The following is a 14875-nucleotide window of genomic DNA, read 5'->3' on the forward strand; positions in this document are numbered from 1 at the left end:
TTGGAATACCGACGAATCGTGCTTTTCCACGTCGCCCGTCCTGCGTATCGTTCCGGACATGTCTCGACTCACCCATCGACTGACAATTCTGATCCTGCTGCCGGCTGTAATGCTGCTGGGTGCTTGCGAGATGCTGCAGAAGTACTCCTCGCCTTCTGCCGATCCCGCGCCAGTCACAGCGCCGCCGCCCGTTGCAGAGCCCACACCGGTTCGTCCCGCGCCGGTACCGGCGCGTAAGCCGGCGGTGCCCGCCGTTGCCACGCCTGTGCCGCCCCCGGTCGCCGAGCCCGACCTGCCTGTGCCGCGCGTGATCGGCCTGAATCGCATGGGATTGATGCAGACCTACGGTCTGCCAGTGGCCGAACGTGAAGCGCCACCGGCCCGGATCATGGAATTCGGCATAGGGGATTGTCGTTTAGCTGCATATCTATACTTCGATACCGCGCGAAATGATTTTTATACCTTGCAATATGAAGTGAACGGCATGCCCGCACCCAATGCGTCGGCCGATCGCTGCCTCACCAGGATTTCCCGAGATGCCAACCGCCGCTGATCCAGCCTCCCTGATCGCCGTTGTCGATGACGACGGCCTGTTCCGAGACACGATCTCGGCGAACCTGCGTGAGGCCGGGTATCGCGCCATCACCTTTGAGAACGGCATGAAGGTCGTCGAGTGGTTCGGGCAGGGCAATCGTCCTGCCGCGCTGCTGCTCGACTGGCAGATGCCGCATCAGGATGGTCCGGCGACGCTTGAGCAGCTGCGTGCTGCCGGCCACACCATGCCGGTGATTTTTCTGACTGGCCTGAACCAGCCGATCTTCGAGGAGAAGGGGCTGAAGCTGGGCGCCGTCGACTTCGTCGACAAGAGCAAGAGCTTTGCCATCATCCTGCAGCGCCTGCGCATCGCGCTGACCGCCAAGTCGCCGGCCGCCGGCGAAGCCGCCAATGAAGTGGGCGATGGTGGCGGCCTGGTCCTGGATGTGGCCAGCGCGCGCGCCGTGTGGAATGGCGCCCAGGTCGATCTCACGCATGGCGAGTTCAAGGTCGTACAGCTGCTGGCCCAACGCGTCGGTCGCGATGTCGGGTATCGCGAAATCTATGACGCCGTGCGTGGTGTCGGTTTCGAGGCCGGCCAGGGACCGGAAGGCTATCGCGCCAATGTGCGTGCCATGGTGAAGCGCATCCGGCAGAAATTCCGCGATCTCGATCCGGAATTCGAGGCGATCGAGACCTATCCGGGCTTCGGGTATCGCTGGCGTCATGGCTGAGACAGCGACGCCCTGGACCCTGCATCGCCTCTGGCGCTCGCTGACGGTACGGGCCCTGGTGGTGCTGGCGCTGTTCATCGCGCTGCCGATCGTGCTGTATCTCACCTTCCGCCAGGCCGATCTCGACCGCCAACGGCTGCTGCTGGAAAGCATCCGCGTGAAGGGGCTGACGGTCGGCCGCGTGCTGGAAGAGCGCCTGCAACGCGCCGACATGATTCCCTTGTTCAAGCTGGGCGAAGAACTGTCGCGCTTCCAGACCGAAGGCGTCAGCCTGCGCCTGCTGTTCCGGCCGCAGGAACGCGCGGCGGATTCCGGTTTCCTCTATGTCGCCTCTGCGCCGCCGGTGCAGCCGGCCGATCTGGAATATGAAAAGGCGCGGCTGGCCGATGCCGGCGTGCTGGACCAGCTGGGTGAATCCTGCGCCGGCGATCTGCCGGTGGCGCTGCGGGTCGATCATGCCAGCGGTGCGGCCGAACTGATCACATCCATCACGCCGGTGCGCACGGTGCGTGGCTGCTGGGTGCTGGTGGTGTCCAGCGACCTGACGGATTCAGCCGAGCGGCGGCTGGGCAAGCCCTACTGGCAGGCGCCCGAGGTGCAGATCGCCGCCGCCATCTATCTGATCTTTGCCGCCATCGTACTGATCATCGCCTTCGATATCGGTCATGGCCTGCGGCGCTTCGCCGCCACCGCACGCGCGGTGGCTGAACGACGCATCGAGGGGCGGTTCGCAGCGCGCAACCAGATTCCTGAACTGGAAGCCGTAGCCACTGCCTTCGACCGCATGGAAGACAGTCTGCGGGCGACGGCCGGCGAATTGCGTGCGGCGGCGGAAGAAAGCGCGCATGCCTTCAAGACGCCGCTGGGCACCATCCGGCAGGCGCTGGTGCCGTTGCGCAGCCGGGTGGCCGGTGATGACAAGCGCAGCCATACCGCGCTGATGGCCGTCGATGGCGCGCTTGACCGCCTCGATACGCTGGTGCGCGCTGCCCGTCATCTCGATGATGTGGTGGCCGACCGCCTCGATCCGCCGCGTGAGCGCGTCGATCTCGGCGCGCTGGTGGAAGATGTGGCCGATGCCCATGCCGCCGATGCCGCGACCAGGGGTGTCGTAATCAAGACCTCGGTGGAAGCCGAGGCGACCGCGCCGCTGGGCGGCCGCCTGATCGCTGCCGCGCTGGCGCAGGTGATGGAGAATGCGCTGAGCTATGCGCCGGCGGGCAGCGCGGTGACCATCACCTTGCATCGCGGCACCCGGCGCGTGCTGATCGTGGTGGCCGACAGCGGCCCGGGCGTCGAGCCGGCACTGATGTCCAAGATTTTCGATCGCCATGTCTCGTTCCGCGACGGCAGCCGCAATGACCGCGGTCCGGGTGCGCCGGCGAATTTCGGTCTCGGCCTGTGGGTTGCCAAGCGCAACATGGAAGCCGTGGGCGGCAGCATCGAGGCCGCCAATCGCCGCGGCGGCGGCTTCATCGTGACGCTGGGTCTGCCACTCGTCTGATGACGCTGGTCTACAGCACCATGCTGTCGCGCTGGTGACGGCGCCAGGCAAACGCCAGCAGGCCCGCACCGAGCAGCAGCGCAAGGATGCCGATCACCCAGGTGGCGGCGACAGCCACCGCACCGGGAAACAGCGCCAGCAGCAGGCCGATCACCACCAGCAGGATGCCGCCCTTGCTCACCGGCCAGTCGCTGTGCTGCCGCTTCAGGCTCAGGCTGTGGGCGATGGCGATGAGGCCGAACAGCACCAGCCAGGCGGCAAAGACATAGATCAGCAGCGTCACCGTGACCTGTGGCCACAGCACGCTGATCAGGCCGACGATCAGCCCGGTCGCGCCGGTGAGGACCAGCAGACCGCGGCGCGGGACATGGCGCGGCAGCCGCAGGGCGAGCACCAGTGTCAGTGTGCCGTCGACCAGTGCATAGGCGCCGAACAGGGTGACCAGCAGCGCCAGGCTGACGCCGGGCCAGAAGATGGCGATCAGGCCGAAGGCCACGGCGGCCAGACCGCGCAGCACGATCATCCACCACAGGCGGCGCGGCATCGGGGCGGCGCCTGGCGGCATGCGTTCGACCATGATCTCGTCATCTCCCTGTTGCATGGCGGCAGTATAGTCATGATTACCGCAATTGTCGCGGCGGCAGCGACACGCTAGTCTTTTCTCATGACCGATCTCAGCCCCTTCATCGCCGGTCTGCCCAAGGCCGAGCTGCATGTGCATATCGAAGGCACCTTCGAGCCGGAACTGATGTATGCGCTGGCGCAGCGCAATGGCGTCGCCTTCGCCTATCCATCCGTCGCGGCGCTGAAGGCGGCGTACCGTTTCGGCAACCTGCAGGATTTCCTCGATCTTTATTATCAGGGCATGGGCGTGCTGCTGGTCGAACAGGACTTTTACGACCTCGCCATGGCCTATTTCCGCAAGGCGGCTGCGCAGACTGTGCGCCATGCCGAAATCTTTTTCGATCCGCAGGGCCATACCGACCGCGGCGTGCCGTTCCAGACCATGATCGACGGCCTGTGGCGGGCCAAGGTGGATGCCGAGAGAGAGTTCGGCATGACCATCAGCATGATCCTGTGCTTCCTGCGGCATCTGGATGAATCCAGCGCGCTGCGCACGCTGGAAGAGTCGATGGGATGGCGCGACCGCTTCATCGGTGTCGGGCTGGATTCATCGGAGAAGGGCCATCCGCCGTCGAAATTCCAGCGCGTCTATGCGCAGGCACACCGGCATGGCCTGAAAGCCGTGGCCCATGCCGGCGAGGAAGGTCCGCCAGCCTATGTCTGGGAAGCGCTCGACCTTTTGCGCGTGCATCGCATCGATCATGGCAACCGGTCGCTGGAGGATGCAGCCCTGGTGGCGCGCCTGGCGGCCGAGCAGGTGCCGTTGACCGTCTGCCCGCTGTCGAACCTGCGGCTCTGCGTGGTGGACGACATGGCGCAGCATCCGCTGCGTCGCATGCTGCAGGCCGGTCTGGTGGCGACGGTGAATTCCGATGATCCGGCCTATTTCGGCGGCTATGTCACCGAGAATTACCTGGCCGTGCAGCAGGCGCTTGATTTGAGCCGCGCCGAGATCGCCACGCTGGCCGGCAACGGCTTTCGTGCCGCCTTCATCGACCAGGTTGCCAAGGCGCGGCACCTGAAGACGCTGGACGACTACGTCAGCGCTTCTTGACGGCGCGCTCTTTTTCTATGGTGTCGAGCAGCCAGTCGCGGAAGGCGCGCAGCACCGGATCATTGCGGCGGGCTTCCGGATAGAACAGGCAATAGGCCTGCTTGCTGCCCAGCGATTGCGGAAACGGCATGATCAGGCTGCCGTCCTTCAGTTCCGGCTCGACCAGGAAACGCGGCACGATGGCCGCGCCCATGCCGATGACGGCCGCCTGCAGCACCATCGCAAACTGGCCGTAACGCGGCCCCAGCGGCACCGGCGGGCAACTGATGCCTAATGCGGCGAACCAGTCGGGCCAGGCAGAAAGCCGCGTCGACTGCTGCAAGAGCGGCAGGCGGAACAGGTCCTCGGGTTTCTTCACGCGATGCCTGGCCAGCAGCTTCTTGGAGGCCACCGGCACCAGTTCTTCCTCGATCAGGCGGTCGACGGCGGCGCCGGGCGAGACCGGATCGCCGAACGAGATCGCGGCATCCAGCGGTTCGGCGTTGAAGTCGAAATTCTCAATGCGCGTTGGTAGGTTCACCGTGATCTGCGGATGCTTGTCGGCGAAATCGGGCAGGCGCGGAATGAGCCAGCGCGTGCCGAAGGTGGGCAGGGTTGCGATGGTCAGCATGGCATGGCCGCTGCGCGCGCCCATGGTGTTGACGGTGGCGGTGCCGATGCGACCCAAGGCGTCCTGCAGTTCGCGCGCATAGGCCGCGCCGGCCGGCGTCAGCATCACCCGTTGCCGGATGCGCTCGAACAGGGTCAGGCCGAGGATTTCTTCCAGCAGCTGGACGCGGCGGCTGACGGCGGCCTGACTGACATTCAGCTCGTTGGCAGCCGCCGTGAAGCTTTCATGCCGGGCGGCCGCCTCGAAGGCGGTGAGCGCCGAAAGCGGCGGCAGGTAACGGCGGGGCAGGGCCACAGCAGGCTCTCCTTGACTTGATAACCTCCGGTTATCAAGTAATAGCGAGAAGTCGTTTGCGTGCCAAGGGCGGCTCGGGCAGCTTGCGGCTCCAGTCGAGGGGTATATTTTGCTCCCAAACAGATCGCCCGAGGAAACAGCCATGAACGTCCAGAAAGCCGCCAAGACCGCCTTCAAGTGGGAAGATCCCTTCAACTTGGACGCGGAGCTGACCGAGGACGAGCGCCTGATCCGCGACTCTGCGCGCGAGTATTGCCAGAACAAGCTGCTGCCGCGCGTAAAGGAAGCTTTCCGCGAGGAAAAGACCGATCCGGCGATCTTCCGCGAAATGGGCGAGCTCGGCCTGCTCGGTTCGATGATCGAGGGCTACGACTGCGCCGGCGCGTCCTATGTCGCTTATGGCCTGGTCGCTCGCGAGGTCGAGGCTGTCGATTCCGGCTACCGCTCGATGATGAGCGTGCAGTCGAGCCTGGTGATGTATCCGATCTATGCCTATGGCTCGGAAGCGCAGCGCCAGAAGTATCTGCCCAAGCTGGCGAGCGGCGAATGGATCGGCTGCTTCGGCCTGACCGAGCCGGACCACGGCTCCGATCCGGGCGGCATGAAGACCCGCGCCAAGAAGGTGCCGGGCGGCTATGAAGTCACCGGCGCCAAGATGTGGATTTCCAACTCGCCGCTGGCCACCATCTTCGTCGTCTGGGCCAAGGCCGAGGATGGCATCATCCGCGGCTTCATCCTGGAAAAGGGCATGAAGGGGCTCTCTGCGCCGAAGATCAACGGCAAGCTCTCCTTGCGCGCCTCGATCACCGGCGAGATCGTCATGGACAACGTCTTCGTCCCTGACGAGAACCTGCTGCCCAACGTCGAAGGCCTGAAGGGGCCGTTCGGCTGCCTGAACAGCGCGCGCTACGGCATCGCCTGGGGCGCCATGGGCGCGGCGGAAGCCTGCTGGCACCAGGCGCGTCAGTATGTGCTGGATCGCAAGCAGTTCAATCGCCCGCTCGCCGCCAACCAGATCATCCAGCTCAAGCTGGCGAACATGCAGACCGAGATCGCACTGGGCCTCAATGCCGCCCTGCGCGTCGGCCGCCTGCGCGATGCCGGCAAGGAAACGCCGGAGATGATCTCGCTGATCAAGCGCAACAACTGCGGCAAGGCGCTGGATATCGCCCGCATGGCCCGTGACATGCACGGCGGCAACGGCATCCATGAGGATTATCATGTGATGCGCCACCTGGTGAATCTGGAGACGGTCAACACCTACGAGGGCACGCATGACGTCCATGCGCTGATCCTTGGCCGCGCCATGACCGGCATCCAGGCCTTCTATTAAGCCGCAGATCACGGAGTAGCGTCATGCGCGCGCTCGACGACATCGTCGTGCTCGATCTCAGCCGGGTTCTGGCCGGGCCCTGGTGCACCCAGAACCTGGCCGATCTCGGCGCCACCGTCATCAAGGTGGAAAAGCCGGGCGAGGGCGACGACACGCGCGGCTGGGGTCCGGTCTATCTGAAGGACCCGGAAACCGGCGCGCGGGCCGATTCCGCTTACTATCTGGCGGCCAATCGCGGCAAGCGCTCGATCACCGTCGACATGGCGAGCGAAGACGGCCAGAAAATCCTGCGCGACCTGGCGGCCAAAGCCGATGTCGTGGTGGAGAATTACAAGCTCAGCGGCCTGAAGAAATACGGGCTGGATTACGACAGCCTGTCGGCGATCAATCCGCGCCTGGTCTACTGCTCGATCACCGGCTTCGGCCAGACCGGCCCTTACGCGCCGCGCGCCGGTTATGACTTCATTATCCAGGGCATGGGCGGGATGATGAGCGTGACCGGCGAGAAGGATGATCTGCCGGGCGGCGGCCCGCAGAAGGCCGGCGTGGCGCTGGCCGATGTGATGACCGGCCTCTACTCGACGATCGCCATCCTCGGCGCGCTGAATCAGCGCCATCGCAGTGGCAAAGGCCAATATATCGACATGGCGCTGCTGGATGTGCAGGTGGCGGCACTGGCCAACCAGGCGACCTATTACCTGGTCGGCGGCGAAGCGCCGGTGCGCATGGGCAACGGCCATGCCGCCATCGTGCCCTACCAGAGTTTTCCGGCCTCCGATGGCTACGTGATCATCGCCGTGGGCAATGACGGCCAATTCGGCAAGCTGGCAGACGAACTCGGCCATCCGGAATGGAAGGCCGATCCGCGCTTCGCCAAGAATATCGACCGTCTGAAATACCGCGCCGAGGTGGTGGCTGCGATCGAGGCCGAGACAAAGAAGCGCACGATGGACGACCTGATCGCGGCGCTGGAAAAGCGCGCCGTGCCCTGCGGCCCGATCAACACCGTCGACCGCGTCTTCGCCGATCCGCATGTGCAGGCGCGCGGCTTGCAGAAAACCGTGCCGCACAGCCAGCAGGGCACGCTGCCCAGCGTGGCCAGCCCGCTACGGCTGTCCGATTCGGCCGTCAGCTACGATCGCGGCCCGCCGCTGCTGGGCGAGCATACCGATGAAGTGCTGGCCGAGCAGCTTGGCCTGGATGCGGCAAAGCTGGCCGACCTGCGCAAGAAGGGCGTTATCTAGGCCGGTTCGCGACCCGGAACTTCAGTGCCGGCCGGCGGTTTACCCGGCATGCCGAAACGCACCCTGTCCACCTATAACCGCAAGCGCGATTTCACCAAAACCGCCGAGCCGCGCGGCAGGGCACACAAGCGCGACCAGCATCGCTTCGTGATCCAGAAGCACGATGCCAGCCGGCTGCATTTCGACTTCCGGCTCGAGCATGACGGTGTGCTGAAATCCTGGGCCGTTCCGAAAGGCCCGAGCCTCGATCCGGCTGACAAGCGGCTGGCCGTGCAGGTCGAGGATCATCCGATCGAATACGGTGGCTTCGAGGGCACGATCCCCGAGGGTGAATATGGCGGCGGCACGGTGCAGCTCTGGGATCGCGGCCACTGGCATCCGGTCGAGACCGAGGATGCGGGGAAGGCGTTTCGCAAGGGCAAGATCGCCTTCGAGCTGGAAGGCGAACGCCTGCATGGCCGCTGGGCCCTGGTGCAGATGCGCGGTCCGCGCCGGGGTGACGGCAGGAACTGGCTGTTGATCAAGGAAAAGGACCGCTTCGTCAAAACCGGACGCGCCGCCAACATCGCCGCCATCGATGAATCGGTCAGCACTGGCCGCTCGCTGGTCGAGATCGCCGAAGGCAATTCCGCCGAATGGCGCAGCGGCAAAGCCGTGAAGCCGAAGGCGAAGAAAGCCGCTAAAAAGAAGACGGCAAAGAAAAAGACAGCGACAAAAAAATCCAGCCGCAAATCCCGGGAGGATGAGCCACCGGGCTTCATCGCGCCGCAACTGACCAAGCTGTGGAACAATCCCCCTGAAGAGGCGGGCTGGGCCCATGAGATCAAGTTCGATGGCTATCGCATCCAGTTGCGTATCCAGGATGGCACCGTGACAGCCTTCTCGCGCAGCGGCCTCGACTGGACGGAGAAGTTCCCCGAGATCGCTGCCGCGGCTACCGGCCTGCCGGACGGTATCCTGGATGGCGAAGTCTGCGCGCTGGATGAGGAAGACCGGCCGGACTTTCCCATGCTGCAGGCGGCTCTGCAGGAGGGTGATACCGGAGGTCTGGTCTATTTCGCCTTCGACCTGCTTTGGGGTGCAGAAGGCCGCGACCTGCGAGCAGAGCGATACGAGGAACGCAAGCGCCTGCTGCAGGATTACCTGCCGCCCGAGAAAAAGCAGACGCTTATCCGCTATGTGCCGCATTTCATCTCGCCGGGTGAAACCCTGCGCCAGTCGGCCTGTCGCATGGCGCTGGAAGGCATCATCTCCAAGCAGCTCGATGCGCCTTATCGCTCGGGCCGCAGCGACCTCTGGGTAAAAACCAAGTGCAAGGGACGGCAGGAATTCGTCATCGGCGGCTACAGCCTCGGCACGGCGGGCAAAAGCATGGGCGCGTTGCTGGTGGGAGTCTATGACGGCAAGAATCTGAAATACCGCGGCCGGGTCGGCACGGGATTCAATGCCGCGTTGTCAAAGGCGTTGAACACGGCACTGAAACCGCTGGCCGCCAAGGCGACGCCCTTTGTCGGAACACAGCCAGAAAAGACCTCCGATGTGCACTGGGTGAAGCCGGCACTGGTGGCGGAAGTGGAATATGGCGGCTGGACCGGCGACGGGTTGCTGCGGCATGCCTCATACAAGGGGCTGCGCGAGGACAAGCCGGCGAAAGCCGTGAAGGGCGAGGGCAAGGCCGTGGCGAAAGCGAGGATTCCGGACGCGAAAAGCAAGGTGACGCTGAGCAATCCCGACAAGCTGCTCTGGCCCAAGGAGAAGATCAGCAAGTCCGACCTGGCCGCCTATTACGCGCGCATGGCCGAGCCGCTATTGCGTTTCGCCGGCCGCCGGCCGCTGTCGATCATTCGTGCGCCCGACGGCATTGCGGGCGAGCAGTTCTTCCAGCGCCATCATAACCGCGGTACATCCGCCCTGATCGGCAAGGTGAAGATAAAGGGCGAGGCCCAGCCCTATCTCACCGTGGAGGATGCGGAAGGCCTGCGGGCGATGGCACAGTTCGGCGTGCTGGAACTGCATCCCTGGGGATCGACGGTCAAGGATATCGAGCGCCCCGACCAGATGATCTTCGATCTCGATCCAGATGCAGCCGTACCCTTCGGTTTCGTGAAGAAGGCTGCGCTGGCGATGCGCGATCATCTGGCCGGACTGGGCCTGGTGAGTTTCCCCAAGCTGACCGGTGGCAAGGGCGTACATGTGGTGGTGCCGCTGAAACCCAAAGCCAGCTGGAAAGAAGCCAAGGCCTTCACTCATGCAGTGGCCCTGGCCTTCGAGCAGGCCGATCCGGAGCATTTCATCGCCGAGGCGCGGAAGGCCAAGCGCAAGGGCAGGATTTTCGTCGACTATCTGCGCAATGACCGCACGGCCACGGCGGTGTCATGCTGGTCGCCGCGCGCCCGGCCCGGTGCGCCGCTGGCCGTGCCGGTGACCTGGGATTTTCTTCAGAAGCAGAAACGCCTGCCGGTCTACAGCATGAAAAAGCTGTCGGCCGCGCTCAAACATGTCGGCGACTGGGACGATTTCGAGGCCAGCCGCGTGGTCCTGACCGCGGCTATGCTGCGGCGCGCCGGCGCGTAGCTTTCTTCCGGCTGCTGCGGGCGGCCGGTTTGCGGCGAGCCGTTGTCTTGCGGGCAGCGGTTTTGCGTGCGGCGGTCTTGTGCCGGGCTGTGGAGCTGGCTGCAGGTTTCCCGCCGCCGCCCTTCAGGCTGCGCCGCAGGGCGCCCAGCAGGTCGCTGTCCTCTTCCTTGGCTGCTTCTGGCGGCGGCGCGGAGATTTTCTGGCCTTTGCCCTTGCGCTTGATGATCTTGCGCAGTGCATCTTCATAGCGATCGGTGAAATCCGAGGGATCGAATGCCTCGGCCTGCTGGCCGATGATTTGCTCGGCGATGGTCAGCATCTTCCGGTCGGGCTTGCGCGCCGGAATGCCACGGAAGAAGGGCTCCTCGTCGCGGATTTCATCATGGCTGCGCAAGGTGGTCAGCAGCAGGCCCTTGCCGCGCGGTTCCACGGCGACAACGCGTTCGCGCGTATGCATCACCACCCGGCCAATGGCGATGCGCTGCGTGCTTTCCATGGCTTCGCGGATGATGGCATAGGCTTCCATGGCATTCTTGCCATTGGGCGCGACGTAATAGGGCTGGTCCCAGTAGAGCCGGTCGATCTCGTCCATTTCAACGAAGCTCTCGATCTCGATATTCTTGGTGGATTCGATGCGGGCCGCACCGATTTCCGCATCGGTGAGGATCACGTGGCGGTTCTTGCCCACCTCGTATCCCCGCACCAGATCGGTGCGTTTCACCGCACCCAGTTTCGGGTCATGCGGCACCATGCGGATGCGACTGTGGGTCTTCTTATGGATCAGGTGGAAGGAGATGTCGTTGCCGCGCGTGGTCGCGCTGAACAGGGCGATGGGGCAGGAAACCAGGGAGAGTTTCAGATGGCCTTCCCAGCTCGGACGCTGCATGGCGGTTCTCCAGGCAAAAAATGCACACAGAAAATGTGATGACCGAGTTGAACGGAGGGCCTACCAGGCGGTTCCGGCCGGATTATTTGCTACCGGATGGAACGGATACGGCTCGTCTGGGTTTGAATCGGTAACCACAGAACCGCAGGAGGGACCTATGGAGCAGATACCGAAACAGCCGTCCCCGGTTCCGACCGCAGGGGACAGGGCCAGCCTCTCTGCGCGCGCCCAGCAGGCGACCCGGCTGCAGCCCCGGCCCGAACAGCCAGTCAACCCGGATGCGTCGCAGCAGCAGGACCAGGCCATGCAGCAAGTTCAGCAGTAAGCACCAGTCATGCCCGATATCATTGCCCTTCTTCGCCTCGACCATGAGGAAGCCTTGCGGCTGGCCGATGCGTTGTGCCGGCAAGAGGAGAATGGCCAGAGGCGGCGCGAGATTTTCCACGCGCTGAAACAGACGCTGCAGCTGCATACCCGCGCCGAGGAAGCCGCCGTCTACGAGGCGCTCAAGGCGCTGCGGGACCCGGCAGCCGAGCGCTTTGCCCTGGAAGGCTATGTCGAGCACAATCTGCTCGACTACATCTTCGAGAAGCTGACGCGCTCCAGCGCCACCACCAGCCCATCCTGGACGGCCCATGCCGTGGTGCTGAAAGAACAGCTGCAGCATCATATTGATGACGAGCATGCCGGGCTGTTCGCCCTGCTGACCGGGTATTTCGACGAGACCCAGCGCCGCGACATGGCCACTGCCTACCGGGTCGCCAAGGCAGAACTGGCCGGGTCGGCCGAGCCGGCGAAACGCCGGGCCTGAGGCATTCCCTGCCGGCATAGGGTTCGCACCAAATCGGTTTTGACAGACGAGGGCTGGCTTTCGGAAGCTGACCGCCACAGGTAACCTATGCCTGTTCTGCAGGCGGCCGGGGGGCGAAGCATGCGATTCCGTAACAAGCTACATATCCGGGTGGCGACTCTGCTGGCCATTGGCTTGCTGGCGCCCCCGCTGGCAGCGCAGCAGCGATCATTCGATGCCATTGCCCCGGAAGGAGCCACCGGCCGCGCCGACAAGACCGCCGTTCATGCGAGCCAGTATATGGCCGCTGCCGCCAACCCCCTTGCGGCAGAGGCCGGTGCGCAGATCATGGCGGCCGGCGGCTCCGCCGTGGATGCCGCCATCGCCACGGCGCTGGTGCTGAATCTGGTCGAGCCGCAATCCTCAGGCATTGGCGGCGGCGGCTTCATGCTAGTCTGGGACGATGCCAGGAAAGTCCTGCGCGTTTTCGACGGCCGCGAAACTGCGCCGGCTGGTGTCGACCGCAGGCTGTTCCATGAGGCGGATGGAAAAAGAAAATCCTTCATGAACGCGGTGGTCGGGGGCGCCTCGGTGGGCGTGCCGGGCCTGCTGCGCATGTTCGAGATGGTGCATGCCGACTACGGCAAACTGGCCTGGGCCGATCTGTTCCGGCCGGCGATCAGCCTGGCGGAAGCGGGCTTTCCGATGTCACCGCGTCTGTATGCGCTGCTGGACGGTGACAAGGCCTTCCGCAACACGCCGCAGGCGCGGGATCTCTATTACATGCCGGATGGCGCGCCCAAGGCCGTCGGCACGATGATCGTCAACAGGCCCTTCGCAGGTCTGCTGCGGCGGATCGCCCGTGAAGGCGCAAAGGCTTTCTATACCGGCGAGATTGCTGCCGATATCGTGGCGGCGGTGCGCAACGCCCCGGCCAATCCCGGCGCGATGACGCTGGAGGATCTGGCTGGCTACAAGGCGATCGAGCGCGATCCGGTCTGCATGCCATATCGGGTCTACAGGGTCTGCACTGTGCCGCCGCCGTCTTCGGCGGTGAACATGCTGCAGGTGCTGGGCATCCTGGCGCATTTCGACCTGTCGCGGCACGCGCCGCTCTCGCCCGAGGCCGTGCATCTGATGGCCCAGGCCGGGCGTCTCGCCTATGCCGACCGCGATTATTACGTCGGCGATCCGGCTTTCGTCCGGATGCCGGTGAGCGGCATGACGGACAAGGGCTATCTCGCCGGCCGCGCGAAGCTGGTCGATCCGACCAGGGGCAGTGACCAGCCGGCGAAACCGGGCGAGCCGCCAAGCCGCCATGGTGCTTTGTTTGGCCGAGACAGCGCCATCGAATTGCCATCCACCACGCATGTCTCGGTGGTCGATGCGCAGCGCAACGCGGTCACCATGACCATCACCATCGAGAACGAGTTCGGCTCGCGCCAGATGACGCATGGTTTCATCCTTAATAATGAACTGACCGATTTTTCCAGCGAAGCGGAAGAGAGCGGCCGTCCGGTCGCCAACCGCATCGAGCCGGGCAAGCGCCCGCGCAGCTCGATGGCCCCGACTGTGGTCTTCGATGCTGATGGATCGCTGCGGCTGCTGGTTGGCTCGCCCGGCGGCAGCCGCATCCTGGGCTATGTCGCGCAGGCCATCATTGGCGTCCTGGATTGGAAGCTGGATATCCAGCAGGCGATCAGCCTGCCGCATTACATGGACCGTAATGCCGGGCTGGAGCTGGAGAAGGATACCCCCGCCGGCGTCCTGGCCGAGACGATGCGCCAGCGCGGCCATCAGGTTTCGGTGCGCGACCTGAACAGCGGTCTGCATGGCATCGAGCTGCGCGGCAACGGGTTGATCGGTGGAGCCGATCCGCGCCGTGAAGGCGTGGCGGTGGGGCGCTAGCCCGGGGCGCCAATCACGTGGTCGGCCCGCCGCCGCTGGCGGTCAGGTACTGCATCATGTGCAGGCTGTCGCTGACCAGCTGACGTACATCCTGGAACAGCACTGCCAGTTCCAGGCTGGCGAGGAAGGCCACGCAGTAGAAGGACGTGGCATGCGCCGATTCCCAACGCAGCAGCGGCGCCCCGAGGAAACGCGGACGCAGTATCTGGAAGGTCGCCAGCATGACCACGATGCCGACAAGCGCGCCAACCAGGATATCGGTGGCATAGTGATAGCCGAGATACATGCGCGGCAGGCAGATCACGCAGGCGGTCCATAGCAGCGCCATGATGCCGGCGCCGCGCTGCAGACGCCACATGGCGAAGGCCAGTGCGAAGAACAGTACGGCATGATCACTGGGGAAGGAGCTCCAGCCGTCCAGAGTCTTGGCGTCCATGCCGATCGGCAGGACGAGCTCCAGACTGTCATTGTGGATGGGTCGGTCGCGGAAGGGCAGGATCACCTGCAACACACGGGCAATGGCAATGGCGACGATGCCGCCGGCCAGGGCCGTGATGATGGTCTGGCGTCGTTCGACCATATCGCCGTCGCGGCGGAACCACTGCCACCAGAAGAAGGCCATGAACAGGCCACCCTTGAAGATGGCGGAATCGGCGATGTTGTAGACAAAGCGATCCAGGCTGCCGTCGAGGCCGGCGAACTGGTTGATCCAGATGGCGATGCTGTGGTCGAGCTGGATGACTGGAGCCAGCGCAGCGGCGAGACTGTTCATTGATGCGTTTCCAC

Annotated in this window: 13 protein-coding genes; 9 read left to right on the forward strand and 4 right to left on the reverse strand. The window is 64.4% G+C overall.

All coding sequences use genetic code 11. From position 1 onward, the window contains the following. Positions 1-58 precede the first annotated feature (58 nt). Genes AC1RRE_RS04985 through AC1RRE_RS04995 form a run of 3 tightly spaced genes read left to right on the forward strand, consistent with a single transcriptional unit; the run spans position 59 to position 2772 of the window. Positions 59-553, forward strand: a complete 495-nt coding sequence (locus tag AC1RRE_RS04985) for a hypothetical protein (protein ID WP_492979992.1) — start codon at positions 59-61, stop codon at positions 551-553. Continuing rightward, a complete protein-coding gene (locus tag AC1RRE_RS04990) occupies positions 537-1268 on the forward strand; it encodes a response regulator transcription factor (RefSeq protein ID WP_492979993.1) in 732 nt (243 codons plus the stop codon). Before AC1RRE_RS04985 ends, AC1RRE_RS04990 begins: the two co-directional genes overlap by 17 nt. Next, positions 1261-2772 (forward strand): sensor histidine kinase, encoded by a 1512-nt coding sequence (locus AC1RRE_RS04995; protein ID WP_492979994.1) that lies wholly within the window; start codon positions 1261-1263, stop codon positions 2770-2772. Before AC1RRE_RS04990 ends, AC1RRE_RS04995 begins: the two co-directional genes overlap by 8 nt. Positions 2773-2782: 10 nt before the next feature. Here AC1RRE_RS04995 and AC1RRE_RS05000 read toward each other — a convergent pair whose 3' ends face one another. Next, positions 2783-3373: an HdeD family acid-resistance protein gene (locus AC1RRE_RS05000; RefSeq protein ID WP_492979995.1), complete on the reverse strand. Its 591-nt coding sequence runs from the start codon at positions 3371-3373 to the stop codon at positions 2783-2785. A 63-nt stretch (positions 3374-3436) separates the two neighbouring features. Here AC1RRE_RS05000 and AC1RRE_RS05005 point away from each other — a divergent pair, with 63 nt between their 5' ends. Next, positions 3437-4450 (forward strand): adenosine deaminase, encoded by a 1014-nt coding sequence (locus AC1RRE_RS05005; RefSeq protein WP_492979996.1) that lies wholly within the window; start codon positions 3437-3439, stop codon positions 4448-4450. Here AC1RRE_RS05005 and gcvA read toward each other — a convergent pair. After that, entirely contained in the window at positions 4437-5354 is a 918-nt protein-coding gene (gcvA, locus tag AC1RRE_RS05010) for a transcriptional regulator GcvA (RefSeq protein WP_492979997.1), read from the reverse strand. The genes AC1RRE_RS05005 and gcvA overlap by 14 nt on opposite strands. Positions 5355-5496: 142 nt before the next feature. On the opposite strand from gcvA, the gene AC1RRE_RS05015 reads away from it, so the two are divergent. From AC1RRE_RS05015 to ligD, 3 genes are read left to right on the forward strand one after another with little or no spacing between them, the layout of a single operon-like run. Beyond that, positions 5497-6687, forward strand: a complete 1191-nt coding sequence (locus AC1RRE_RS05015) for an acyl-CoA dehydrogenase (protein WP_492979998.1) — start codon at positions 5497-5499, stop codon at positions 6685-6687. 23 nt (positions 6688-6710) lie between these two features. Continuing rightward, the gene (locus AC1RRE_RS05020) at positions 6711-7931 is read left to right on the forward strand and encodes a CaiB/BaiF CoA transferase family protein (RefSeq protein ID WP_492979999.1); all 1221 of its coding nucleotides are present in this window, start codon (positions 6711-6713) and stop codon (positions 7929-7931) included. A gap of 48 nt (positions 7932-7979) precedes the next feature. After that, complete coding sequence (gene ligD, locus AC1RRE_RS05025) at positions 7980-10505, forward strand: DNA ligase D (RefSeq protein ID WP_492980000.1); 2526 nt, start codon at positions 7980-7982, stop codon at positions 10503-10505. Here ligD and ku read toward each other — a convergent pair. Beyond that, positions 10480-11391, reverse strand: coding sequence for a non-homologous end joining protein Ku (gene ku / locus AC1RRE_RS05030; RefSeq protein WP_492980001.1), 912 nt, complete (start codon positions 11389-11391; stop codon positions 10480-10482). The two genes, ligD and ku, sit on opposite strands and share 26 nt — an antisense overlap. A gap of 334 nt (positions 11392-11725) precedes the next feature. Here ku and AC1RRE_RS05035 point away from each other — a divergent pair, with 334 nt between their 5' ends. Together AC1RRE_RS05035 and ggt are read left to right on the forward strand one after the other, a co-directional pair. Continuing rightward, positions 11726-12202: a hemerythrin domain-containing protein gene (locus AC1RRE_RS05035; protein ID WP_492980002.1), complete on the forward strand. Its 477-nt coding sequence runs from the start codon at positions 11726-11728 to the stop codon at positions 12200-12202. A 120-nt stretch (positions 12203-12322) separates the two neighbouring features. Beyond that, positions 12323-14089 carry a gamma-glutamyltransferase gene (gene ggt, locus AC1RRE_RS05040; RefSeq protein WP_492980003.1) on the forward strand — a complete coding sequence of 589 codons (1767 nt, stop codon included), beginning with the start codon at positions 12323-12325 and terminating at the stop codon, positions 14087-14089. A gap of 13 nt (positions 14090-14102) precedes the next feature. On the opposite strand, the gene AC1RRE_RS05045 is transcribed toward ggt, so the two are convergent. After that, complete coding sequence (locus AC1RRE_RS05045; RefSeq protein WP_492980004.1) at positions 14103-14861, reverse strand: phosphatase PAP2 family protein; 759 nt, start codon at positions 14859-14861, stop codon at positions 14103-14105. Positions 14862-14875: the final 14 nt, after the last annotated feature.

The sequence above is a fragment of the Ferrovibrio sp. GW821-FHT12D07 genome, from assembly GCF_058807275.1.